Raw genomic sequence first — 24,237 nt, 5'->3', positions numbered from 1 at the left:
GTTACCTAGATTTGAAGCATGATGTAAGCTCTGCTGACAGTTTGTTTGCACTCTCCCAGGCCCCCTCTAAATCCCCTCCGAGTAGCCAATCACCACAGGCGCCTACATGCGTTGCTTCATCCCAAAGCATGCCGTGCTCTGTTTTTGGGTGACGGGAATACAACCACCGATGACAGCGTCTTACCGATAAAACTTTGGCCTCTGGTTTTACAGAAACAAATGCTTGAGTGAGAAGAATTTCTATTTCCTCTTTGGGAAGGTTGATATGTTCTTGGCTCCATTCGGTTTTTGCCTCGATCGACCATATTGCAGTGCCGCTTACATTATTACGTCCAGGCTTAGCGCTTTCTTTGATACAACGATACAAAATAGGGTGATGTCCTGTTATCAATTGTTCAGATTGATCTGGTGAGTCTGTTGTTTCAAGAAGTACCACCCAACTGGCTGAAGGGGTAATGGCTTTAGCGGTATTTGAAAAGCGCGGTACTGCTTCTAATAAAGTTGCTGCTTGTTGTGCCGGAGCTGTCACTATGGCGGCATCGAATACACCCAGAGATTCACCTTTTTCATCGCGAAGGCGTACCTTTTTTTGGGAGCCGTCAAGCTCTGGCCAGATATAGCCCACGCGAGTCGCAGGATGAAAATTAGCGTGAGCCAGTAAGTGTCTGGTTAGGCTACTAAGGCGTGAGCTACCTGTGATTAGATTTGGTGATTTTTGTTCTTCACAGTCGAAACTTTTTGAAATAGGTGACCAAGTTTCTAACACGCCACTTTCAGCTAACCAAGTAGAAAAGTCACTATTATTTGTTGAGATAAAGGGTGCGCCTAGATCGGCACTCATTTCATCTAATTTACAGCTGGAAAGACGACCACCCGTACCTCTGCTTTTCTCATAAACGCTTACATCAATGCCATTTGAAGTCAAAATGTCGGCAAGAGTTGTACCTGCTAGACCTGCACCAATAATGGCAACATGTGGTTTTGTTTCTGTCATAGTTGTTCGCCGGAATCATAAATAATGAATACCAGAAAACGCTTTAAAGGATTATCTCGAGGAGTAGGGTAGAGCTGAGATTAATATAGATGCTTATGAAAGCACTTGGAAAGCCAAACTTACTTCTCTCCGGTAACAAAGCGTTTACAGGTTGTAATTTAGCTTTGTTACGGCGAAATGAGAGGATTGGATCAGTAGATCAGAAATAGTGATCAGATTAGATCAGGGAAAGGGAAATCATCGCACATCACACGAGGGTGCTGTGTTACTGCAATCGCATGCTGAATGTTTGAGCCTTCTCGCATTGCATTAATAAGCAAGGTTAGAACGAAGGTGATTGAGTAGTATTCAACGTGTGCAGTTAGGAACGGCAGATTGATGTCATCGTGAGCTTGTTTGCTTAGGCGAGCTGCTAACTGGGCTGCTTCGCTATCATCGAAACCTTCATCAAGGTTATGAATCAGTTCATAAATTTCGTTTGGAAGCTGTTCATATAGGTAGTTATCAATCTTAAGAATGGTCTTTACAAGCACCGCGTGCTCTTTTGCTTCGCTTAGAAAAGGTAAACTAACCTTCTCATTTAAGCGTTCTGCTATTGCGATGTTTTCCTGCTGGGTAAGAAGTTTTCGAGCCGATTTTTTGGCAAAAAAATCTTTGACCAATACTTGGAATTGGTCTTCTGTCAGTGAAATATTTGCCATTGTTTTTCCTTACCTTGTTACTCGCTAAAAACCTTATTTGGATTTTAGGTTAGTTTTGGATGAGAGGATAGGGGGAAGTACTTAAAACTCGATCCTAATCAGTAAAATCTCGTTTATACCAATCGGATTGGTTGGGTTGCCTTCATTGATTATATCGTGGCTAGTCATATCAACATCAAAAGCTTGTTTCGGAGTCGAAAAGTTCTAGAGTCATTTGAACACGTATTGAAAGCTCAACGACCACATTTTATGCAATAGATGTTTTATGTTCTTTCGAGCCATTTTACAACTCGATGAAATTGCGTAAGCTAAAGTGATAGTTCAGTTAAATGGTTTTAGAACTCGACAGAGTGATCGAAGCATTGAGGAAAATGAAATGGGCATAAATCGTCGATCAATGGTCAAAGTACTTTCACTAGGTGGTGCGATGATCGGTGCGGGTGTTTTGATGCCTCGTATCGCATTAGCTACATGGAAAGCGGCAGCGTTTGAGGCACTAGACCAAGATACAGCTATACAAGAGCTTTTAGGTGACGTACCTAAAGAAAGTGCTGATGTGATCCTGAAAACGCCTGATACGGCAGAAAACGGTGCGATTGTTCCGGTCACAATACGTACAAGTATCGCCAATGTTGAATCGATCAGCATCTATGTCAAAGATAATCCAGCCCCTCTAGCAGTTGAGTTTAAAATCCCAGAAGGTACAGACGCTGATGTGTCTACTCGGGTTCGAATGGCTCAAAGTTCACGGATTACAGCCGTAGTAAAAGCTGAAGGTAAACTTTATAGCGCAGCGAAAGATGTAACCGTCACAGTCGGTGGTTGTGGTTAAGTATATCTGAGGAATCGTTGGGAGAGTTATTATGGCAACAGGTATTATTCGAGTTAAAACTAAGGTTTCTTCTGGTAAAACCAAAGTTAAAATGATGGCGAAACATGCCATGGAAAGTGGTTTTCGAAAAGACAGCAAAACGGGTGAATTTTTTCCTGCACTCTACCTCCAAGAACTTCAAGTCGTTCATGCTAGCAAAGAGGTGTTTGCCGTAAACTTAGGACCGACGGTTTCTAGAAACCCATATTTTGTGTTTACGTTTGCAGGCGGAGCAAAAGGAGAAGAGCTTTCTTTTACTTGGGTCGAAAGCAGCGGGAAAACGGCAACAGAAGTAGTCAAAATAAAATAAAGCTCTTAATTAGTAGAAATACAGTTATATTTTTCTATCTAAATAGCGATTCCTTTCCAAAGCTTCCAACTGCCGAACAATGGGTTAAAATAGCGTCTTTCGATCTGCAAGGTCAGGAGAGACGCAGTGTCCTTTTCTAAAGTTTTTGTTCTTTGCTCGGTACTTATTCTTACCGCGTGTAACTCGGCGGGTGTTAAATCCGAATCCGACGTTGCCAATGCAAACAGTACAGGCCAACCGAGCGTTTCAACACCAGAGAAACCTGCACCCAAGCCAGCAACAAAACCTTCGCAGTCTTCAGAGCTTCAACCTGCAAGTCAGTTGGATATCATTGCTAACCGAATGACAGCGGTGCAAGACCATCTATTGCAGCTTAAATCTCAAACGGGTCAACTTCAGCAACAAAATAAAGAGTTGGCGCTTCAGCTTCAGGGCTTAGCGAGTGAAGTTCAAGCTATGGCTGTTGAGCCTGATACGACAGGTCAATCTGAGCCCGTATCGCCCGACGCATTTAATGGTGTGTTGGATCAAATCACTATGATGGCGAATGAGCTCAGTAGCCAAGTGCAGGATGGGGCATTCCGTATCGCATCAGCCTACACCTCAAAAGGGCAGTGGGTGTTAATTCGTTTCCACCGTTTCACGGGTGAAGCTTGGTTAGCCGATAAAGGCCAATGGCACTTACTTGAAGAGAGCGGAAGTACCGGCACAGCAGAATATGAAGTTGTGCTATTACGTGCTGATAATGACGTAAAAGGTTATGTCGCAGCAAGAATTAACCGTATTAGCGGTGATACTTGGTGGTTGAAACAAAATACTTGGCAGCCTTATATTAGTAATTAATAGGTTATAAGTGAAAGAACCGAATGTTGATGAGTTGATTACTCTTTTTAATCAGCTCTTTAAAACCTCCCTAAATACGATTCTTGTAAAAGGGGATGATGAACCAATCTACCTGCCTGCTGATCGCGATAACCAGCATCATCGGGTTATTTTTGCTCATGGTTTCTACGCGAGTGCGTTGCATGAAATCGCCCATTGGTGTGTTGCTGGTCCTGAGCGTCGAAAATTAGAAGATTTTGGTTATTGGTATAAACCTGATGGTCGCACTGCTGACGAACAGGCTGAATTTGAAAAAGTAGAAATTCGACCGCAAGCGTTTGAGTGGTTAATGTCTAAAGCTGCAGGGCACAAGTTTAACTTTAGTGCGGATAATCTATCTTCTGATATCGGGGCGAGTGAAAGTTTTAAAACCAATGTGCTTTCCACTGTTCATGAACTACTTGATCAGGGTTTACCTGAACGTGTGGGTATGTTGGTGGAAGCGTTAAGGCAACAAAGTGGCCGGCTACCTTTGGAGAAAGAAGAGTTCTCTATCTGATCTTTCCTTTTCTCTCTTATTCTCTTATAAAAAGTATGCTGGTTTATTAGTATGACCAGCTACCTTGCTCTTCTATCAGTATTTCTTCCGGTTCACGAATCACTTGCAGTAAACCAGATTCATAAACGCTGTAGGTGATATTACCGTTCTGAAAACGGTAACCAAGAAACCGACATGGGGTAATGCCATCAGCGCAAGTTTGATGCAGAGATTTACCTTTTAAGTGGATACTGTTTCCAGATCTCTTCGATGTGCCTGTATAAGAGATCTCTTCACAACTAACTTCGCCTTCATCGCAATGCTTAGTTATAACAATTTTGTAGTTCTCTGTTTCAAGCATCTCGCCAAATGCAGTACTGGTTAGGAAGAATAGGGCGATCGCAACAATTCTCATAACAACACTCATTAATTTATCAGTTTCTAAACTATAGAAGCGACTCTTGGGTACAACACATTATAAAGATATTTAAGAAGATGGGCTTTGTTGGTTTTATGAACTAACGCGATGTGAGGGGGTCTATGAAGCTCACATAGAAGATGAGATTAATATGTCGTATCTAATCGAAAAGTTGATACCTAGCCCGAGTAAACAGCAGTTAACGCGGCGACAATGGCTTAAATCAACCGCTTTAGCGACTGCAGGGGTAGGGGCCTTTGGGCTTTTGTCTGGTCCATCCATAGCTAAAGAAAATACTCGTGGCATCAAGGGGCGTATAGCGCCTGAGTTGAATGTGAATCATTGGATCGATGGCCAAGGGAATAAGACTGAACCGTTTTCGATTTCCGAACATAGAGGCAAATGGATCTATTTGAAGTGCTTTCAGGAATGGTGCCCTTCTTGTCACTCTGTTGGCTTTCCAAATTTGCAGAAGCTTAAAGCTGCCTTCCCTGATGACGACAAAATTGTAGCGGCGGTTATCCAAACAACATTTGAAGGTCACTCTATCAATAGTGCTGATGCTTTACGTAAGAATCAGCTGAAATATGGTCTGGAACTGCCTTTTGGTCATGATCCGGGTAACCCTAATCTACCTCGAACCGATCCAGGCCATTTCCCAAATACAATGGTTAATTATCGCACAGGTGGAACCCCCTGGGTTACGTTGATCGATCCGAACGGCGTGGTAGCCTTTGATGGTTTCCATATCGATATCGATCAACTGATAAGTTATTTAAAAGAACATGCTTAATATTTAGGCACCATTGTCAGATTTTAGGAATACTGACGTTGTTAGTATTCCTAAGTTATTTAGCGAAATGCTAAGCGGTTAACGTTTCGCAGGTTAAGTATTTTTCTAAATCTTCTTCATTTAGAGGTTTGCTGAAATAGTACCCTTGATAATGTTTACAGCCTTGTTTCAACAATAATTGTTGTTGTTCTAATGTCTCTACACCCTCTGCTATTACGGAATAGCCTAGCTCGTGGGTCATAGAGATTATATTACCGACAATAACCGCATCGTTAGGATCTGTAGTGATATCGTTGATAAAGCTTTTATCAATCTTTAATTCGTCTAGAGGCAGTAATCTCAAATAGGTAAGGGAGGAGTAGCCTGTACCAAAATCATCCATAGATATTTTGACACCCAGCTCTTTTAACGAGTGCATCTTAGTAATGGCTGATTCAGTATCATCGATGATCACACCCTCTGTTATTTCTAGCATCAGTTCTTCAGGCTTGATCTGGAATCGATTAATACTGGCTTTCACATCGTTAACGAAGTTAGCTTGATTAAACTGTAGCGGGCTGACGTTGACAGCGATATAGCGAATAGGCTTCCCTTGGGTATACCACTTTCTCATTTGGCTACAAGCTTGTTCAATTACCCAATGACCTAGAGGGATGATTAAACCGCTTTCTTCTGCAATAGGTATAAATTCGTCAGGAGAGATAAAGCCTCGTTTAGGGTGGCTCCAGCGGAGCAGTGTTTCAACACTTTCGCATTCTCCCTCAGAATTTACTTGTGGCTGATATACCAAATTTAATTCGTTATGGGTAATTGCGTAGCGTAACTCTGCTTCTATTCGCAGACGCTCATCAGCTTTGGTTTGCATGTCCTTTTCGAAGAAGCAGTAATGGTGTCTACCGTTTGATTTAGCTTGGTACATTGCTGTATCTGCCTGCTTCAGTAGTTCTTCAGCGCCAAATTGAGCTTGGTTGAAGAAGGTGATACCTATGCTGGTGGTGATATGAAAGTGGTTTGAATTCAGCTCGAAAGGAACATCTAAAGCTTCAATGATTTTGTTGGCGACTATACGGGCTCGTTCATAAATCTGTTCTTGATTTAGACGGGGCAGAGCGACAATGACTACAAATTCATCACCACCCAAGCGGGCAATAGTGTCCTCTTTTCGCAAGCATTCAATGAGTCTGTTTCCAACCTGAATGAGAAGCTCATCTCCGATACTGTGACCTAAAGAGTCATTCAAATGTTTGAAGTGATCCAAGTCCAAGAACATTACAGCGCCACTGCAACGCTGCCTTTCGGCACTGGCCAGGCGTTGGTTGAGGCGATCATAAAGTAACCGCCTATTGGGAAGGCCCGTCAACGGATCAAAAAAGGCCAATTTCTTAATTTGAAATTGGCTTTCTAAAAGCTGTTCTGTCTTGCGGTTAAACCAATGGGTTAGAGCACCTAGCTCGCCTTTATCTGTAGTTTTTATTAATTGTTGCGAACGATGATCGTCTGATAAGCCTTCTTGTAGCTGCTGGGTAAGTTGAAATAGAGGTGATGTCAGATGGTAACGGAGCAGGGCCCACACCAATACCATGGCTATTAGCACAATAAAAATGGTTGCCATAAGAAGTTGATTAAACAGTGTTTTGGCATCTTTCCTGGCTGAACTATTAGGCATCACAGTAACAATTTGCCAAGCGGTTTTAGGCATAGTGGTTACCGTGACAAATACAGCCTCGTTTAAAAAATAATCTTGTTCTATGAGCTCATGAGCCCGTTGTGCTGTTAGAGTTTCTGGTCTGTTTAGTAAAGAGGCAATGATCGTCGCTTCGGGTAGATCTACTTGGTAGCTATCATTTGCCAAAACTGTAGCCAGAGTATCGATTTGGATATCATCGTGAGAACCAAATGACTTATTTTGCATACGAAGCAGCCTAGCCAAAGGCTCAAACGTTCTAAGCTCTTTAGCAAGCTCTTCCATTGTGATGTAAGGCAGAAGGCTCCCATTCTCGGAAGGGATTGATAAGCGTGCTATTTTGTCATCGGGAAAAGAGAGAAATCTACCATTTCGATCCAGTGCGAAAGCATATCCCCCAAACTCTTCAGTAGCATCATGCAATAGTTGCTGAAGGCCTTCTAGCTTGAGATCAACAGTGGTTGCGCCTAAGAACTTGTTATTGTCATAGAGAGGCGCTGTGACAGTAACCATGGGTTGTAGTGAGTAGGGGTCTGTATAAGATTTTGACCAGTAACGTTGATTTTGACCTAAATGCTGAGCTGGTACGTACCATTCTTCATGATGATAGCCGTTACCTTGAGGCTGATTGTAATCGTTATAAAAGCTCAATTTGCCGTTTTGATCTCGCCCCCAAAAGTGGCTATTTCGTTCAAGGTTTTTATTAAAGGTGTAAGGCTCTGGCCATGTTCCTCCGCCCGCGATTAGATGTTTGGAGCCTGCCCTATCGAGAAGGGAAAGCATTAAAGAGGCAAAACGTTCATCTTCGGCAGGGATCACTTTGGCGATATCAGCCATGGATATCACGATTGATTCTGCAATCGTGGTTCTCTGGTTGAGTTCAGAGACCACTTTATCTCCCGCCTTACTCAGTTTTAAGTAGGCTTGGTTTTCAATTAGGTGGTCACCAATAGCGCTTACTACAGCGATGATGGTCACCATAATTAGAAAAAAGATGGTCAGGAAAATTGCAGAAACGCGAAATTGCAGGCTGTGGTACCAATGGATATTGAAATCAGGTGTACTACGCATAGCTCAGCCTCCTGCTGATCTAACTCTTATCCTTAGAATGGCGGTGATCTCAAATATTAGGCCGTTCCAAGTTGCCTTGTGGACATACAGTCTGATTACAAAGTAGTACAGATATAACGCAGTTGCGAGAGAACGAGAAATTAATTTTGTATGGCTAGTAAGGAGGGGATTTGGGGAGAGGTTGCAGTTTGAAGATTAGCTTTTGAACACTTCTATAAAAAGACCCTGTAAAAACAGGGCTTTTTAAACTATTGCGCTCTTAGTGGTGATGGTGGGAGTGCATACCGTCCATTATCTTTTTAACGGGAGCTTCAATTTTTAATTGAGTTCCATCTGAAAAGCTCAGTTCAAATTCTACATTTTCACCAACCGTGATGTCTTGTCTTAGGTTGATCAGCATAATGTGATAACTACCTGGCTTTAAGCTTACAGACTGCTGAGCAGCAATTTTGATGTTGTCTACTTGACGCATCATCATCGTACCGTCTTTCATCACATGATTATGCAACTCTACAGCATCAGCTACGTTACTAGACGCGCTTTTAAGATCTACATCTTCAGAATTATTATTGGTAATCGTAACAAAGGCAGCAGTAGTTTTAGTTCCCGGGGGAATAGCTCTTACATAAGCGTCGTTTGTGGTGATCTCGGCCATTGTAGTAAAAGAGCTTAGGCTGAGAATCGCTGCCATAAAAGTAGTTAGCAGAGTCTTTTTGCTCATTATGTTTCCTCGCTTAGTAGCGCTTGAATTTCTTTAGTCAGTTCAATAGGGGTTAATGCATGACTTAAGGCTTTGGATAATTTGCCATTCTGATCAATTAGATAAAGGCGAGAAGAATGGTCTACAGCATAGCCTAGCGCCGAATCTTTTAATTCGACCATACGATAAAAAGCACCGTACTGTTTTACAACGCTATCAATTGTTTCTCGATCTGCTGTGGCGCCATGAAAATTAGGGTGAAAGTAGCTTGCGTATTTAGAGAGCTTCTCCGGAGAATCTCTATCTGGATCTACACTCATAAAAATTCCCACTACGTTTTCTTGTTGAGCAGGCGTTAGGTCTTTAAGCCCTTGGGCCGCTACAGCTAGGGCTGTAGGGCAAACATCTGGACAAGAAGCATAGCCAATAAAAAACAGTACAACTTTACCACGGTAATCTTCTAATTTTAGCTCTCCTTGCTGAGACTGAAGGGTAAAGTCTCCGCCCAATTTTTCACCCAATGCGATGCGTTGCTCTACAGGCTGTGGGCGAAGATAAAAAGCTAAAGCCACACCAGCAAGCATAACGATTGTTAGTAGAAGAAGATTTCTTAAAGTCTTCATTTAATCATCTGTCCTTTAGGTTAAAGGTTATCGGGCATCAAACTCGAAATTAGCTTTTGTAATTTGTCCCTGTTCTTCAATCTTAATGGAAGATACCCAGGTCATCTTTCCGGTTGTACAAATTGGGAGGGTGATACTCCCTTGCCATCTGTTGTCCGTACCTGGGATCTTTGTCAGTAAAGTTTGGTTGACTCCCATGTACATCGATTTACCTTGAAGGTCGACTAGGACCTGTTCGGCAGCAATATTTTCGATAGTCACATCAAACAATAATGGTTTACTTGAACTGATCTCTTCTGCAACGATCGATAGCTCTACTTGCTGATTATCATCAGCCGCAATGCATTTTCCTTGATGCAGATCGCACTCAGGAGCTGTTAGCAATTGACGAGTGTGAGGGGGCGTTTCTTGTAACAGCTGCGGCAAATATATTACAGACCCCAACCCGATGATTATCACAAAGATAATCAAAATCTGTAGGGGGAGGGTATTACGACCCTGAGTTGGTTCGTTCATATATTTGTTCCTGAGTACCGCTATAGTCTACGTTCTTGTAGTGTGACAACAAAAGTGACAAATTGTCGCACCAAGAATACATCTTTTTATTAGTTAGTGATGCAACTTACTAATTGTTGCTCAAAGCTTTTCCAATCATGTGCTTGGTGGGAAATAACTTCGATCCGGTTATCCCTTCGATAAGCGATGGTTTCTATACTAAGTTCATTGCCTACTTGATTAAAGAATTTCCAGCCTTGATCGGTATGAAATACACCTTTGACTCGGTCTACATTTTCAATATCTTTTAGAACCGTTTTGAGCTTGGCTGTGGAGAATTTATCATCAGGATTAAATATCCACCCCATTGTATGTAAACCGTCATTCACATTCCCTTTATGAAACGGAATTTTAGGGCGAGGCTGAAATAGCATGCCGATCATTGGAGTTGCACTATTATGCTCGTTAGATAAGTGTCGGTGTTGCTGTTGTTGAGATTCAATTTCTTTGGCTGTGTGAGTGATATTTAGAAGTGAAAGCTCAATTTGCCCTTGGGTAGTTACTATTTGCTTTTGTTTTGAGGGATAAAGCCCTGCCATTTTTTGTTCCATAGCAGAAACTTGTTCTGATGAAGCAAGATCTGTTTTGTTTAATACAATAACGTCGGCTAAATTAACTTGGTCTTTAAACGTAGGGTGTTCAGTTATCTCGCTGTTTTCGATCGAGCGAGGGTCAACGAGGCAGATAATTGAGCCTAGTTCTAGAACATCTTTGAAATGATCATTTTTCAGCGTGTCTACGATACCAGCAGGGTGGCCTATACCAGTAGGTTCAATGATTAGTCGGTCAGGTTTTGTCTGCCTTAGCAGTATCGCCAGCGTTGAGGTTAGGCTAGGGCCTAACGTACAGCAGATACAACCACCAACGAGCTCTTTTACTTTCACCCCTTCGTCACTTTGTGTTAGCACAGCTTGATCTATGCCTATCTGTCCAAATTCATTCACTAAAACGGCCCAAGTTTCGTCTTCGGGCTTTTGAGCTAACAGATGATTTAGAGCTGTTGTTTTACCTGTCCCTAAAAAACCAGTGATGATGTTGGTTGGAACATTTTTTAATTGGGGCATCTCATGTTCTCTTTTTATAGATGGAAGGCAGTTGTGAAAGCAGCATACCAAATAACATTAAGCCACAGCCGAGTATGCCTAGCGTGCTGAACTGTTCTTCTAGAATCAACCATCCACCAAATGCAGCAGCTACGGCTTCAAGGCTCATAATGATGGCGGCATGAGCTGGAGGGGCATGTCTTTGGGCAAAAATTTGTAATGTGTAAGCAATGCCTACAGAAATAAAGCCTGCATAAGCAATAGGTCCCCAAGAGTTGAATGCATTATTCAGCGTAAAACTATCGGATTCGATAGTCATCGCTACGAGTCCACTGCAAACAGCGCAAACTAAAAACTGAATGATGGCTAGTCGGAGGTTATCAAGTTTTGGGGCTAGTTTTGCAATAAGTAGCACGTGTATAGCCCAGCATGCGGCTCCCAATAACTCTAATATATCGCCGAAGTTTATAGCACTGAGATCCCGGAAGCTAAGAACATACAAGCCGAGAACGGCAAATAGCCCACCTAGCCAAGTGTTGATATTGGTTGTTTGACCAAGCGCTAAACCAATGATGGGTACGAGGATGATATATAGACCTGTGATAAACCCAGCATTACCAGCAGTCGTATAAACTAAGCCCGCTTGCTGAAATGAAGCACCAGCAAAAAGTACTAGTCCAGCTAATGTGCCACTTATTATTAGAGTACGATTATCAGTGCAGTGATCTGACCTTTTGAATAAAAACAAAAGAGGGAGTAGGGAGCAGGCACCAAGCAGAAATCTTAATGCGTTAAAGCCGAATGGCCCTAAAGATTCCATTCCAAGTCGTTGCGCGACAAAAGCAAATCCCCAGATGCAAGCAACTAAAAGCAACATGAGATCAGCTTGTATTTTTTGCGAATTCATAGGCTAAATTTGAGCGTTATAGATAAGGCGCTAAAGGTACTCTAAAAGTGAACGAAAGATAAATTTTAATTTTCAAAAAACGGTGTTGCAAATCATTCTCAATAGCATTAATATCGTAGTCGCTCATAAGTGATAGGCAATGAACGACCTCACCTCACTGACATTGCCGACCTTAGCGTCAACTTTCACTGCTCACTGAAAGTTGACGCTGACATTGATACTCCCCTCGATTATCAGTGTCGCAAGCTGAACTCTCACCGGTTTAGTTTATTTCAAAAAGCCGGATCATTTGATCCGGCTTTTTCTTCCTGCTTATTCATCTTTCTTTTCTGATCACAGAGCTGTGAGCTCTTATATTAGGTAATTGTCTATATGAGCGAAACCTGATCAATATGCTACACTCAAAGGTGCAGTAATTTATAATTTACTATAGGGCATGGAAGCTCACCTTAATGCGTGGCAATAAGCTACGAGGAGCTATAGGTGAGGTTAGTTAAAGATATTGATAAAAAGGGCATCTTTTTCTATTGGTCTAACCCTTATTCTTCTGATGTTCGAATAAGCCCCCGATTACCCTGCATTGAACTTGCAAAAGAGTGGCGAGATAAACATCTTTTCTCGTTATATAAAGGTGATGAGAGACGCCGCTCGCATATTGACAGAAGACTCGATAAAACTAAACGCAAGCAAGTAGATAAAGCTTTATTTTATTATAGGCAACGTCCAGAGGGTAGGCGGTCGACAGATAAGCCCCTTACAGTAGATATTGATTTAGTAGCGGACAAAGTCCAGTTGTACTCTTAGCAGGAGTACAACATATGCAGTGAAAATATTTTAATTTTTTATTGTTAATATTGTTGCAAATCATTCTCATTCATATATTATGAATATCAACACGGCAGGCGGCAGGCTCCCCTCACTAGCTAGGCCGCCATGCACTAGCGATATTGCATGTTCGTGTATGTGTTAGCACATCTGCCTCCGCAGAAGCTACAAGCACATGGCTCTTGTCATTGAAGCAAATTGCTTAACCGGACCCCCAAGGGGATCCGGTTTTTTTTTGCTTAAATTCTCTGTGTTATAATTTCGTACTTCAAAAAAGAGGGGGTGGGTATGCAAGAGATAATAACCTTTTCAATCGTTGCTCTACTGCTAGTGATTTCACCAGGTCCTAATGGTGTATTAATTGTAAAAACAGCCTCTGTTCAGGGTCGTGCAGCTTCTTTTGCTAATGTCCTGGGTTTGTTTACCGCTACATTTTTTCATGGCGCTTTTTCAATTTTGGGATTGTCCGCAATCCTGCTCCAGTCTGCTGAATTATTCTTTGTAATCAAATTACTGGGTGCACTCTATCTGTTCTATATAGGCGCTAAAGCGATCTACCAATCTTTTTTGACTCCGGTAATTGATCAAGCAGATGCTCAACATACAGCGAATAACAAAAGGGCTAAATCTTTACTTGGAAGCTTTATCGAAGGCTTCTTGACTCAGTTACTAAACCCGAAAGTTTCGATGTTTTATCTAGCGGCATTCCCGCAATTCGTTCAATTTGGCTCGTCCAGTTATCTAGGCGCTTTTGTTCTAGTGGCTATCCATGCAGTCATTATTGCTTTTTGGTTTATCGGTATGACGTTGATGATTGATAAACTAAAAGCTCGCAGTAAGCACTCTTCCGCAGGTCGGTGGGTTCAGCGGATATCAGGGTCAGTGATGATCTACTTCAGCTCTTTATTGATAGGCCATAAAGCATAGAGGTTCAGTTGTGTACGCAGTTATCTTTCGAGCAAATACAGGAAAACAGGACGAACAATATTTAGAAACTGTCGCGCGAATGCGTCAGTTGGCTTTTGAAAAGTATGGCTGTCTGGATTTTGTTGCAGTAACAGAAGGGGAGCAAGAAATTGCTATCTCTTACTGGGAAAACGAAGCCGATATATTAGCTTGGAAAAAAGATCCCGAACATCACTTAGCGCAACAACAGGGGCAGAAACATTGGTATAGCGCTTATACAGTGCAAGTGGTTAAGATCGAGCGGGAATATAGCTTCTCAGCCGATTAAGTATCCTTTCTTTGTTACCCCGGTTCTTAGAAATAACATTAAGAAAACTTTGGCGATTCTTTTTCGGTTCAGCGTCACCAATTTTTCATCTTTTCGTTAGAAAGTTGTCACGATAGTTTTTCAGACTGGTCATAACTCATAAAGAGAGAATTTATGACCGTGTCTGTACTTATCAATGCTCGTACTATTTTTATCTCCGATGTTCATCTCGGTTTCAAAGACTGTAAGGCTGATTATCTGTATCAATTCTTATCTTCAATCAAATGTGAAACCTTGTATTTGGTTGGGGATATTGTCGATCTATGGTCATTGAAGCGCCGACTGTTCTGGCCTGAAGAACATTATCGAATACTTTTAAAACTTTATGAGCTCGCTGACCAGGGTACGCGTGTTATTTACGTGCCTGGTAATCATGATGACCCTTTGCGTCACTTTGACGGTCAATGTTTCGGGCCTATAGAGATCATTCATGAACATGAATTTAAGACCGTTAAGGATAAGCGATTTTTAATCATGCATGGCGATGCCATGGATGCGTATATGAAGCACACTTGGCTGACAAAGTGGGCAGGTGATTTAGCGTATGACTTCCTACTGTTCCTAAATCGCTGGTCCAATCGATTACGGAAAATCAGTGGCCGTCCGTTTTACTCTTTAGCAGGGCAGGTCAAAGATAATATTCGCGGAGCTAAGCATGCTATCCACCGTTATAAAACCGAGTGTAAGGCTGAAGCTAAAAGACGTGGTTTTGATGGAGTGATTTGCGGTCATATTCATTACCCAGAATATGACGACGCAACCGATGTGGTTTACGCAAATACCGGTGATTGGATTGAGAACTGCTCGGCGCTTATAGAAGATTATTCTGGTGAGTTAAAACTGCTGCATTTTAGTGATCGTTTAGAATGGAAAAATTTAGTTAAGGAAAAACAACTTCAAGTTGCATGAGGGCTTGTAAGTGGGGCGGGTGCAACAGAAATCTGTTGCACCATCGAACATATGGTTACAGCCCCAGTTTGTCTGCGACGTAATCGGCGTCCTTATCGCCACGGCCTGATAGGTTTACAAGGATGGTTTGGTCTTTTGAAAGTTCAGGTGCTTTACGCATTGCCCATGCAACAGCATGAGAGCTTTCCAGTGCAGGTATAATGCCTTCAACCTGAGATAGGGTCATAAAGGCATCTAGGCACTCTTGATCAGAAGCGGTTTCGTATTCAACGCGTCCGAGCTCTTTAAGGTAGCTGTGCTGAGGGCCTACACCAGGGTAATCAAGGCCTGAGGCAATTGAGTGAACAGGTAAAGGTTCGCCATTGTCATCTTCAAGGACATAACATTTCATGCCGTGAAGAGAGCTTGGTTTACCAAGAGTCAATGTTGCTGAATGCTCTGAGGTGTCTAAGCCTTTCCCTGCAGGTTCAACCCCAACAATATTGACCGCTTCATCATTCAAAAATGCGGTAAATAACCCCATTGCGTTTGAACCACCACCTACACAAGCGGTGATGTAATTTGGTAGCTGGCCCTTTTTCGCTTGGAACTGTTCGCGTGCTTCGTTACCAATAACACTTTGGAAATCGCGGACCATTTTCGGGAAAGGGTGAGGACCGACCACTGAGCCGATTGCATAGATATAGTTAACGGGATCTTTTAGGTACTCTTCAAATGCGCTATCCACCGCATCCTTCAATGTCGCGGTACCCTGAGTGACGGGTACTAACTTACAACCAAGAATTTTCATTTTGGTGACGTTAGGGTGCTCTTTCTCAATATCTACTTGGCCCATGTGAATTTCACAAGGGATGCCTACGAGTGCGCAGGCCGTTGCTAAAGCAACGCCGTGTTGGCCAGCACCTGTTTCGGCGATCACTTTAGTTTTGCCCATATATTTTGCAAGAAGGGCTTCACCTAGGCAGTGGTTGATCTTATGTGCACCTGTGTGGTTCAGGTCTTCACGTTTTAGGTAGATCTGTGCGCCACCTAATTTGTCACTTAGACGTTTTGCATGATAGATCGGACTTGGACGGCCAACATAGTCAGCAAATAGCGTGTCTAGCTCTTGTTGGAATTCCGGTTGTTGGCGGATCTCTTCGTAGGCGTCGTTGATCTCATCCATGATTTTTTTAAGTTCTGGTGGGATCTCTTGCCCACCAAATTGACCGAAGAAACCCTCTTTATTTGGCATCTCGGAAAATTCAAATTTCTTCATCTTCTTCCCGCAATCTATATTATTGGTTTTAAAGGGATATCAGCACGGACAAACGCCATGCGCGTTATATGATTAGATTATATGCACTTAATCTTAAGTAATAAATTGTTTCAGGTGTAAAAAAAGCCGCTATGAAAGCGGCTTTTTTAGAAAGTTTAACTAGTGATTTTCTGGCCAATAACCTATGCGTAAACCACCCCAGTGGCGACCATTGATAAAGATAGGTACCGATAGGTCGTGCATTATTTCACCGGTATCACGCTTATAAGTTTGTAGAAGCATGGTTTCGGTATGGCAACCACAACGTGCGCCCGTGCGGTCATTAAACAGGCGTTTACTTCGGCTTTTTACAAGATCGGTTTCAAAGTTACCTGTCGGTGGGTTAGCAAACTGATTATTGTGAGTTGGGACATAGCCGTTCGGGTCGGTCACAATGGCGTAGACCATTTTGTTATGACGAGAAAGCGCTGGCTCTTGAATACCTGGTAAAATTTGATCGCAATATTTATCAAACTGCGTTGTATATTTTTGCGGATTAGTACCATTTACGGGTACGTAGTTGCGATCAAATAAACTACCTTCATGCATTTGCCCTGAAGATAGTGCTTGTTGGAATGATTCGGCTACTTGATCAGCAGTATCACGTGCAATCTGATAGAACTGTTGATGGAAGTTTTGGTCTGAGGATGCGGCTAAGATCGCATTGGATCTTTCAGCAGCCTCCATCAACGCTGATGCTTGAGTCGCAAGTTGGCTAACCTCTACATCACTTTCTTCCAGTTCATGGCGAACCGTTTGCAGAGAGTTAAAGATGACTTCTAAGTTCTGGCGATTGGCACGAGCGCCTTCGGCGATAACTGAGATTTGTTCTTCTACAGCGGAAGATTGTTCTGAAATCCCCCCTAGTTGATTGCTGATAAGTTCCATCGCTTCAGTGCCACTTTCAACATCACTAGACAGCGTTTTAATCCGAGCAACAACTTGCTGAGTTTCAGCGCGGATCTCATCAACAATAGTTTCTACTTCACCAGTAGCGCTGGCTGTTCTGGAAGCGAGTTGTCTTACCTCGTCGGCAACTACGGCAAAGCCTCGTCCATGATCACCAGCGCGAGCAGCTTCGATTGCTGCGTTAAGTGCAAGCAAGTTGGTTTGCTCAGCAATCTCTTCAATAACCTTGGTCACATCTTGGATTTTCAGAGATTTCTCATTCAGCTGCTCGATGAGTGTTAATGTCTCAGCGGCTTGAGAGTTAAGCTCGCGAATGTTACCCATCGCTTCTGTTAGCGCTTGTTGGCCTTCGGCCCCTGTGGTTTTGGCTTGGATTGCCATATCTGCGGCAATTTCAGCTTGTTGTGCAGACTGTTGGACAGTCACAGTCATCTCTTCAGAGTTCTGTGCAATTTGAGAGACTTCTTGAACTTGATTGTCGAGTTTAGTTTTTAGGGTATCAGCAGAGTAGGAAACCTCTGCTGCTGCAACAGCGTTGGCGTTGGCACTGGAGGACAGTTTTGCGCTGACATCTTCATTGCCTTGGCGATTACTGAAGAGGTCGCCAAATAAAGTCGGGAGTAATTCTAATTCGTCAGTTTTATTAGCATTAACTAGAGAGGCTTCTTTGCTCAGTTTTCCTAAAACTGAGTTGTGTAACACTAGTATTGAAAGGCTTGATGCTAAAAGAGCGGTGACGATCAGAATGATCAGTGCAGTGCTGTCGACTCCTAAATAGAATGATGCTGCGCCAGCAATGACAATAATAAAAACTGCCACAAAAAAACTTTTAAAGTAAAAGCTAGAAATGGACCCATTCATGCAATGTCCCTATTTTGTTGTTATTTAGGGGAGGAGATAGTTACGGCTACAAGAGTTTATAGAAATCTCTTGATACAACCCTAACTGCCTGTATTACAAGCTTATATACACGAATATATCATCACAAAAATAGGGTAAATGCTGTACTTTAGTAGAGATTTTTATCGGTGGTAGGGGAATATAGAAGGGAATGCGCTCAGAATAATTTTTCTGAAAACAGTAGGGCATGTTTTTTGGGTGTATCTATATGGATAGGGTCAAATTCAAATCCCAGTTGGGTCTCCTTGCGAGCAATAAGCCTAAAACCCTCAGATTTTAATTGCTTACGAATTTCTCTCACAATAAAACGAGCATCTTGATATGATTTGGCAACTGTTTGATTACACTCGTTTTTATCGTCAGTCGAATTGCCCCAACTTTGGGTTACAATCCAATCACCGACCAGGTCTTGGTACATCCGAACGATGTAGTATTCCTGTTGTTTTTGCCAGCGTATGATCAAACTGATGTAATCCGTAGAATGACAGCAGGTTTTGCCCGCTGATAGCCAATGAAAACCGCGCATTGAGCCTGATATCGCGCGGTTTGTAAAGACTGGAGATAGATAAATTGTTGAACCGGAAACTAAAAATCTTGGCTGATGAGAATATGCCTATGGCTGAGGCTATTTTTTCTCGTTTTGGGGAAGTAAAACTCTGTGCTGGTCGAGGCTTATCCGCAGAGCAACTTTCAGATGCTGACGTACTTTTAGTTCGTTCTATCACTCAAGTGAATAAAGCGCTGTTAAAGGGTAGCCGGGTTCAGTTTGTCGGTACAGCGACTATAGGTACAGACCACATCGATAAGACTTATCTGGAAGACAATGATATCGCGTTTGCCAATGCGCCCGGCTGTAATGCCGATGCTGTTGTGGAATATGTATTAAGTGTTATCTATCAACTGGCGGCTAAATATCAGTTTGCTCCTAAGGAAAGAACCTATGGCATTATTGGTGTAGGTAATGTTGGCGGCCGTTTGCAGAAGCGTTTTGAAAAGTTAGGTTTCAAGGTTTTGCTAAATGACCCCCCGCGTGCTGAATCTGAATCTGGCTTTTCTGATCTAGATGCCCTACTCGAGCAAGCTGATGTCCTTTGTTTGCATACTCCGCTTACCTTAGATGGTGATCACCCGACCAAGCACCTGCTGTCGACTGAGCAACTCCAGAAACTAGGTGAAAATGCGATTGTTATTAATGCAGGACGTGGCCCTGTGATTGATAACACTGCTTTGCTTAAAGTTGGCCAGCAGCGTTCTGATCTGCTTATTGCCTTAGATGTTTGGGAGCACGAACCTGCAGTCAATGCAGAGTTAGCAGCTCGTTGCGAATTTGTATCACCCCATATTGCCGGTTATAGCCTCGATGGAAAAATTCGGGGCACTTACATGCTATATCAAGCGCTATGTAAGTATTTGCAGGTGGAGTGTGAAGAGCCTTTGACCGATTTTCTTCCAGAGGCTGAATTGTCATTTAAGGAGCAGGGGAGTTTAACCGCGTTAGAATTAATGACGCTGATTTATGATCCACAGGTGGATGATCAGCTCTTGAGAGCTACGTTGGAATTGCCAGAAACCGAACAAAAACTAGCGTTTGATCAACTTCGTAAGCAGTATCGAGTACGTCGTGAGTTTTCATCTCTAACGGTTGCTAATTCAACGAATCCAAAAGAACTATCGGCACTGGGTTTTCAGCTCGCAGACTAACCCTAAATCCCTTAAGCTATAGCCTTTATTAATGCAGTTATAAGAACCCTGAATGACCGAAGCGTTAGCACAGTTAAAATCCGTTAAAACTCTTGCTGAACTGAACCCCAAAGTGGGGGAAAAGGTCCAGATAGAAACACGTACTCCGCGTGGGCGTTATTCGGTCCAGCTATTAGGCTATCGTGAAAATGGCAGCATGATGGTTTCAGCACCACGTACCTCGAATTCCATTAACGTGGGTTCGCGAGTGACCGTCCGTTTGATGAGTGGTAACTTTATCTGTGCCTTCAGTGCTAAGTTACTCAAAATACAGACCAGCCCGTTTGCTTATTGGCACCTTGAATATCCAACCGATACTGAGGTTAGGCGTATTCGAAGTCATACGCGCGTGCCTGTTAATTTGATGGTGTCGATTGATGAATTCGAGTTGGGAAAAGGGCTAAGATTAGATTGGCCAATCAATGCTTACTGTACTGATATTAGTATCAAAGGTGCCTGTATAGATGCGCCTGTTACCCTAGGTAAACAAGGTGACAAGTTATTTGTCACGACGCGCTTTCAAGTAGCAGGTGCCGATCAGGTGGTATTAACCCCTGTTGTAATAAGAAGTGTGCAAGCGGCAGAAGATGGTTTAGCCAAAGTGGTGAGCCACGGTGTTGAATTTGAAGAGATGGATGATGACACCCATCTGATTCTGGCTGCTTTTGTATACCAGCAATTTTTAATTGAAACCGGTAATTTGGAGATCATAGGTGTTTAAACTCGGTCTTATTATTAACCCTTTAGCAGGAGTTGGCGGCAGTGTCGCGCTTAAGGGAAGTGACGGTGAGGAGACCGCGAAGAAAGCTCTGGAACTAGGTGCTGAGCCTAAAGCAGGCTTACGTACCCTTCAGGCTTTGGAAGTACTTCAAGGTTTAGATATCCAAGTTATTACCTACCCTGCTGAAATGGGCGAAGAGATTGCCGTTAAAGCAGGGTTTGAACCGCTAGTCGTTGGTGAGATCGAATCAGGTAATACTCACACAGAAGACACCTTAAGAGCTGCCAAAGATCTGGTTGCTGCAGGGGTTGATATCATCCTGTTTGCCGGTGGTGATGGCACCGCTCGTAATATCTGCGAATCGATTGCCGGTGAAGTACCGGTTCTAGGTGTTCCTGCAGGTGTAAAAATACACTCGGGTGTTTATGCCGTTACGCCTAAAGCTGCGGGTGAAATTGTTGCCATGCTGGTAAAAGGCGAGTTAGTTACCTTAGGTGATCAGGAAGTCCGTGATATTGATGAAGAGGCGTTCCGGGAAGGGCGTGTGCGGGCAAAATATTATGGCGAACTAGTTGTCCCTCAAGAGCATCGTTTTTTGCAGCACGTAAAAAATGGCGGCAAAGAATCCGAAGAGTTGGTGTTGGATGATATTGCCGCAGATGTGATCGAAAAGATGGATCCCGATTCATACTATGTCATGGGGTCGGGTTCTACAGTGGCAGCTGTTATGGAACAGTTGGGTTTACCAAATACCTTGTTAGGGGTTGACCTGATTAAAGATAATGAGATCGTTGCTTCAGACTGTACAGCACAGCAACTGCTGGATTTAACAGAAGGTGAACCTTGCCAACTTGTTATTACATTGATCGGTGGTCAAGGGCACATTGTCGGACGTGGTAATCAACAGCTGAGCCCTGCATTGCTTAAGCGAATCGGCAAAGAAAATATCAATGTGATTGCGACCAAAACAAAACTTCGCGAATTAGAAGGCCGCCCGTTAATAGTAGACAGTGGCGATCCTGAATTAAACGCTAAGCTATCAGGGGTAATACCGGTAACAACTGGCTACCATGATTCTGTACTCTATCGTGTGGCAGATTATTAGTAGCTTAGCTATGCTTTAAAGGCCTGTGTTACAGGCCTTTTTTGTATTCGGTGGGTGAATGCTTTGTTTCATCATTTGTTAAAATTCTTTCTTATGCTTATGGCGCCGGTATGGATGAGAGATAAGACGCCGGATAAAGACCATTTCTATCGGCGCTTGTTTACCGCTAAACATCGAGCAAAGAAAAATAAAATTAAGTTTCTTTGGATTCTCGTCCTCAGCTTATGCCTAGTTCTACCATCCCCTCATATTATCTTTGCGTTAGTACTCTTAACGACCTTTATATCATTCAGTTGGTTAGATGAATCAAACTGACATCTTCCTGTAATAGAGTCTCGGTAAAGTTTCGCCTGATATTTTTTATAAGAACTTATTGAGGCTCACCCCATGAAAAAACTGATCGCAGGCGCTGTTGTTGCAAGCGCAATGATTGCTCTAACTGGTTGCCACACAAATCAGGCGAAACAGGAAGAAACTAAAGAAGTTGCTCAACTAAATAATGATGACCTATACGAAGTCTCTCACGAAGGTCGTCACTACGTTTTTGACGATTTCGCAACTTATCAGTCTTTCCTAACAGTTGGCGAAACTTCTTACCGTAAAGTGTTTATTGGTGGTGGTCCTAAGGGCGAAACATTGGTATTCGGTCTAACTGGCGCAGACAAAAAGAAAATGTCTGGTATCGCGAGTATCGATATGTTTAATGGCGAAATGGCTGGTGCAGAAAGCTTCTACGGCGAAATGCGTGGCGAAGATGGCCGTCTATATGTTTTCAGTACTCTTGAAGATATGGAAGACGTACGTACTGTAGGTGAAGCACCATACCGTTTCACTCAGATCGCAGCGGGTCCTCAAGGCCAGACAGTTGTATTTGTTCTAAACAAAAACAACAAGAAAAAGCAGCCTGTTGCTTTGATGGCTAAATTCAAAGAAATGAACAATATGAAGTAACCCTTCTAAGGGCCTGTTTATTTATTGGTCGGTAAACGGGTCCTTTGTTTGGCGATACTATTTTCCCATATTGCATTTGTATTCGAAGTCTGTAGAAAAAATCTATTTAACTAATGGAACTTTTCTAGACGCAGCACAGTCAATAGATACATCCTGCAAGATGGGAAGGCCTTTCGATATGTCATAGGAAAGTTTGGGTTCTGTTATTTACGAAAGGTCTGATTTTGGGCGCTGTTTACGTGAGTAAACGGCGCTTTTTTTATCGGGTTAAGCTAATTCAGGCAATAAAAAAGCCTGCTGAATAAGCAGGCTTTTTAGAATTAGCGAGAGATTAGATCTCAGCGTTGTGATAAATGTTCTGAACGTCGTCCAGATCATTTAGCATATCGATAAACTTCTCGAACATTGGTAGGTCGTCAGCAGAGACAGGTGAGCCGTTATGAGGTACAAATTGGATCTCATCAACGTCTAGGTCAAGACCTTCAATGTTTTCTTGAAGTGCTTTCTTCGCTTTAAAGTAATCAGTGTGAGGCGCGAATACAGTAATCTTGCCGTCTTCAGCTTCGATATCTGTTACGTCTACATCTTCCATCATTAGTGCTTCTAGCACAGCATCTTCGTCATCACCGTTGAATACGAAGATCGCACTGTGGTCGAACATGTGGCTTACGCTGCCCTGAGAACCAATTTTACATTTGGTTTTGTTAAAGCAGTTACGTACATCACCGAAGGTACGGTTAGGGTTGTCTGTTAGACATTCCACGATAACCATACAGCCGCCAGGACCAAAACCTTCGTAACGAGCTTCAGAGAAATCTTCACCGCCGCCACCTTTAGCTTTATCTAGTGCTTTGTCGATTACGTGAGCAGGCACTTGGGCCTTTTTAGCACGTTCGATTAAGCCTGCTAATGCAAGGTTTCCTTCGACTTCGATGCCGCCTGCTTTCGCACAAACATAGATTTCACGGCTAAATTTACTGTAAACCTTAGCCTTAGCATCGGATGTTTTTGCCATCGACTCTTTACGGTTTTGATAGGCTCGACCCATTGCGATATTCCATACACTGATAAAAAAGAAGAAAATTCTACCGTTTCAGAGCCAAACTGGAAACCCGCATTTAGGATGTGCGGCCAACTAATCCACAAAAATATGGTTCTTAATCAAGATCTGAGCAAGCGAAGTACATTTGTCAGTAGACTAGAGCGGACAAAGGCTAATTAAATGACATCATGCCCTCTAATTTCTGCCTTTCTTGAAAATATCTGATTGATAGCCCCAGAAACGATCTCTTTGATAATAGGGTGTTCACCCTCAAGTCCTGCTAATTGAGCGCAGAATAAAGGCTTATCTTTGGCGGATGCCCAAGCAGTGAAGTTATCATCGATAACAAGAGATCTAATGACCGAAGAGTACTTATTAATTTCCATAATCAGCTCCATTGCACATTCATTGTGCTTGTGCAGCATTTTTGCACTTAAATATGTCTAAATAATTAAAGTTTCCTTTAGTTTTTATTGTCTGTTTATTGTACAGCACTAAACGTGCCATAAAGCACTAGAGTCTTGATGAGCAAGTG

General features: G+C 42.6%; 27 protein-coding genes. 13 read left to right on the top strand and 14 right to left on the bottom strand.

What is annotated here, in order from left to right; all coding sequences use genetic code 11:
• Position 1: 1 nt before the first annotated feature.
• Complete coding sequence (locus ACMXYW_RS10085) at positions 2–994, bottom strand: NAD(P)/FAD-dependent oxidoreductase (protein WP_415903946.1); 993 nt, start codon at positions 992–994, stop codon at positions 2–4.
• Between the two features lie 212 nt (positions 995–1,206).
• Positions 1,207–1,695 carry a hypothetical protein gene (locus ACMXYW_RS10080; RefSeq protein ID WP_415900733.1) on the bottom strand — a complete coding sequence of 163 codons (489 nt, stop codon included), beginning with the start codon at positions 1,693–1,695 and terminating at the stop codon, positions 1,207–1,209.
• A gap of 376 nt (positions 1,696–2,071) precedes the next feature.
• On the opposite strand from ACMXYW_RS10080, the gene soxY reads away from it, so the two are divergent.
• The 4 genes from soxY to ACMXYW_RS10060 all read left to right on the top strand — a co-directional run bounded on the left by soxY (position 2,072) and on the right by ACMXYW_RS10060 (position 4,257).
• Complete coding sequence (soxY, locus tag ACMXYW_RS10075) at positions 2,072–2,527, top strand: thiosulfate oxidation carrier protein SoxY (protein ID WP_415903945.1); 456 nt, start codon at positions 2,072–2,074, stop codon at positions 2,525–2,527.
• A gap of 31 nt (positions 2,528–2,558) precedes the next feature.
• Entirely contained in the window at positions 2,559–2,876 is a 318-nt protein-coding gene (soxZ, locus tag ACMXYW_RS10070) for a thiosulfate oxidation carrier complex protein SoxZ (protein WP_415900735.1), read from the top strand.
• 126 nt (positions 2,877–3,002) lie between these two features.
• The gene (locus ACMXYW_RS10065) at positions 3,003–3,719 is read left to right on the top strand and encodes a hypothetical protein (RefSeq protein ID WP_415903944.1); all 717 of its coding nucleotides are present in this window, start codon (positions 3,003–3,005) and stop codon (positions 3,717–3,719) included.
• 10 nt (positions 3,720–3,729) lie between these two features.
• The gene (locus ACMXYW_RS10060) at positions 3,730–4,257 is read left to right on the top strand and encodes an elongation factor P hydroxylase (protein ID WP_415900737.1); all 528 of its coding nucleotides are present in this window, start codon (positions 3,730–3,732) and stop codon (positions 4,255–4,257) included.
• Between the two features lie 46 nt (positions 4,258–4,303).
• Here ACMXYW_RS10060 and ACMXYW_RS10055 read toward each other — a convergent pair whose 3' ends face one another.
• Complete coding sequence (locus tag ACMXYW_RS10055; protein WP_415903943.1) at positions 4,304–4,651, bottom strand: hypothetical protein; 348 nt, start codon at positions 4,649–4,651, stop codon at positions 4,304–4,306.
• A 154-nt stretch (positions 4,652–4,805) separates the two neighbouring features.
• Between ACMXYW_RS10055 and ACMXYW_RS10050 the strand changes: the two genes are divergently transcribed.
• Entirely contained in the window at positions 4,806–5,447 is a 642-nt protein-coding gene (locus ACMXYW_RS10050; protein WP_415903942.1) for a peroxiredoxin family protein, read from the top strand.
• A 70-nt stretch (positions 5,448–5,517) separates the two neighbouring features.
• On the opposite strand, the gene ACMXYW_RS10045 is transcribed toward ACMXYW_RS10050, so the two are convergent.
• From ACMXYW_RS10045 to ACMXYW_RS10020, 6 genes are all read right to left on the bottom strand, one after another.
• On the bottom strand, positions 5,518–8,202 hold the full coding sequence (locus tag ACMXYW_RS10045; protein ID WP_415903941.1) for an EAL domain-containing protein: 2,685 nt from the start codon (positions 8,200–8,202) through the stop codon (positions 5,518–5,520).
• A 259-nt stretch (positions 8,203–8,461) separates the two neighbouring features.
• Complete coding sequence (locus ACMXYW_RS10040) at positions 8,462–8,923, bottom strand: copper chaperone PCu(A)C (RefSeq protein WP_415903940.1); 462 nt, start codon at positions 8,921–8,923, stop codon at positions 8,462–8,464.
• Positions 8,923–9,525 carry an SCO family protein gene (locus ACMXYW_RS10035; protein WP_415903939.1) on the bottom strand — a complete coding sequence of 201 codons (603 nt, stop codon included), beginning with the start codon at positions 9,523–9,525 and terminating at the stop codon, positions 8,923–8,925. The genes ACMXYW_RS10040 and ACMXYW_RS10035 overlap by 1 nt, the downstream gene beginning before the upstream one ends.
• A 27-nt stretch (positions 9,526–9,552) precedes the next feature.
• Positions 9,553–10,041, bottom strand: coding sequence for a hypothetical protein (locus tag ACMXYW_RS10030; protein ID WP_415903938.1), 489 nt, complete (start codon positions 10,039–10,041; stop codon positions 9,553–9,555).
• 89 nt (positions 10,042–10,130) lie between these two features.
• Positions 10,131–11,144: a CobW family GTP-binding protein gene (locus ACMXYW_RS10025; RefSeq protein WP_415903937.1), complete on the bottom strand. Its 1,014-nt coding sequence runs from the start codon at positions 11,142–11,144 to the stop codon at positions 10,131–10,133.
• Position 11,145: 1 nt separating this feature from the next.
• The gene (locus tag ACMXYW_RS10020) at positions 11,146–12,030 is read right to left on the bottom strand and encodes a DMT family transporter (protein ID WP_415903936.1); all 885 of its coding nucleotides are present in this window, start codon (positions 12,028–12,030) and stop codon (positions 11,146–11,148) included.
• 483 nt (positions 12,031–12,513) lie between these two features.
• On the opposite strand from ACMXYW_RS10020, the gene ACMXYW_RS10015 reads away from it, so the two are divergent.
• The 4 genes from ACMXYW_RS10015 to ACMXYW_RS10000 all read left to right on the top strand — a co-directional run bounded on the left by ACMXYW_RS10015 (position 12,514) and on the right by ACMXYW_RS10000 (position 15,037).
• Positions 12,514–12,834, top strand: coding sequence for a hypothetical protein (locus tag ACMXYW_RS10015; RefSeq protein ID WP_415903935.1), 321 nt, complete (start codon positions 12,514–12,516; stop codon positions 12,832–12,834).
• Positions 12,835–13,143: 309 nt separating this feature from the next.
• A complete protein-coding gene (locus tag ACMXYW_RS10010) occupies positions 13,144–13,782 on the top strand; it encodes a LysE family translocator (protein ID WP_415903934.1) in 639 nt (212 codons plus the stop codon).
• A 10-nt stretch (positions 13,783–13,792) separates the two neighbouring features.
• A complete protein-coding gene (locus tag ACMXYW_RS10005; protein WP_415903933.1) occupies positions 13,793–14,089 on the top strand; it encodes an antibiotic biosynthesis monooxygenase family protein in 297 nt (98 codons plus the stop codon).
• 153 nt (positions 14,090–14,242) lie between these two features.
• Positions 14,243–15,037, top strand: coding sequence for a UDP-2,3-diacylglucosamine diphosphatase (locus ACMXYW_RS10000; RefSeq protein WP_415903932.1), 795 nt, complete (start codon positions 14,243–14,245; stop codon positions 15,035–15,037).
• Positions 15,038–15,092: 55 nt separating this feature from the next.
• Here ACMXYW_RS10000 and trpB read toward each other — a convergent pair whose 3' ends face one another.
• The 3 genes from trpB to ACMXYW_RS09985 all read right to left on the bottom strand — a co-directional run bounded on the left by trpB (position 15,093) and on the right by ACMXYW_RS09985 (position 18,606).
• Entirely contained in the window at positions 15,093–16,295 is a 1,203-nt protein-coding gene (gene trpB, locus ACMXYW_RS09995; RefSeq protein ID WP_415896446.1) for a tryptophan synthase subunit beta, read from the bottom strand.
• A gap of 159 nt (positions 16,296–16,454) precedes the next feature.
• Positions 16,455–18,062, bottom strand: coding sequence for a methyl-accepting chemotaxis protein (locus ACMXYW_RS09990; protein ID WP_415903931.1), 1,608 nt, complete (start codon positions 18,060–18,062; stop codon positions 16,455–16,457).
• A 238-nt stretch (positions 18,063–18,300) separates the two neighbouring features.
• Positions 18,301–18,606, bottom strand: a complete 306-nt coding sequence (locus ACMXYW_RS09985) for a hypothetical protein (RefSeq protein ID WP_415900751.1) — start codon at positions 18,604–18,606, stop codon at positions 18,301–18,303.
• 107 nt (positions 18,607–18,713) lie between these two features.
• Between ACMXYW_RS09985 and pdxB the strand changes: the two genes are divergently transcribed.
• The 4 genes from pdxB to ACMXYW_RS09965 all read left to right on the top strand — a co-directional run bounded on the left by pdxB (position 18,714) and on the right by ACMXYW_RS09965 (position 22,660).
• Positions 18,714–19,844, top strand: coding sequence for a 4-phosphoerythronate dehydrogenase PdxB (pdxB, locus tag ACMXYW_RS09980; protein WP_415903930.1), 1,131 nt, complete (start codon positions 18,714–18,716; stop codon positions 19,842–19,844).
• A 52-nt stretch (positions 19,845–19,896) separates the two neighbouring features.
• Complete coding sequence (locus ACMXYW_RS09975; RefSeq protein ID WP_415903929.1) at positions 19,897–20,604, top strand: flagellar brake protein; 708 nt, start codon at positions 19,897–19,899, stop codon at positions 20,602–20,604.
• Positions 20,597–21,709, top strand: a complete 1,113-nt coding sequence (locus tag ACMXYW_RS09970) for an ATP-NAD kinase family protein (RefSeq protein WP_415903928.1) — start codon at positions 20,597–20,599, stop codon at positions 21,707–21,709. The genes ACMXYW_RS09975 and ACMXYW_RS09970 overlap by 8 nt, the downstream gene beginning before the upstream one ends.
• 387 nt (positions 21,710–22,096) lie before the next feature.
• On the top strand, positions 22,097–22,660 hold the full coding sequence (locus ACMXYW_RS09965; protein ID WP_415900755.1) for a hypothetical protein: 564 nt from the start codon (positions 22,097–22,099) through the stop codon (positions 22,658–22,660).
• Positions 22,661–22,991: 331 nt separating this feature from the next.
• On the opposite strand, the gene ACMXYW_RS09960 is transcribed toward ACMXYW_RS09965, so the two are convergent.
• Both ACMXYW_RS09960 and ACMXYW_RS09955 read right to left on the bottom strand, forming a co-directional pair.
• Positions 22,992–23,708, bottom strand: a complete 717-nt coding sequence (locus ACMXYW_RS09960; RefSeq protein WP_415885083.1) for a YebC/PmpR family DNA-binding transcriptional regulator — start codon at positions 23,706–23,708, stop codon at positions 22,992–22,994.
• A gap of 170 nt (positions 23,709–23,878) precedes the next feature.
• Positions 23,879–24,088 (bottom strand): hypothetical protein, encoded by a 210-nt coding sequence (locus ACMXYW_RS09955; RefSeq protein ID WP_415900756.1) that lies wholly within the window; start codon positions 24,086–24,088, stop codon positions 23,879–23,881.
• Positions 24,089–24,237: the final 149 nt, after the last annotated feature.

Origin of the sequence: Neptuniibacter sp. QD48_55 (assembly GCF_047778115.1) — a bacterium.
Classification (GTDB): domain Bacteria; phylum Pseudomonadota; class Gammaproteobacteria; order Pseudomonadales; family Balneatricaceae; genus Neptuniibacter.
The sequence above is the reverse complement of the archived record's forward strand: the minus strand, read 5'-3'. Positions and strand labels throughout refer to the sequence as shown.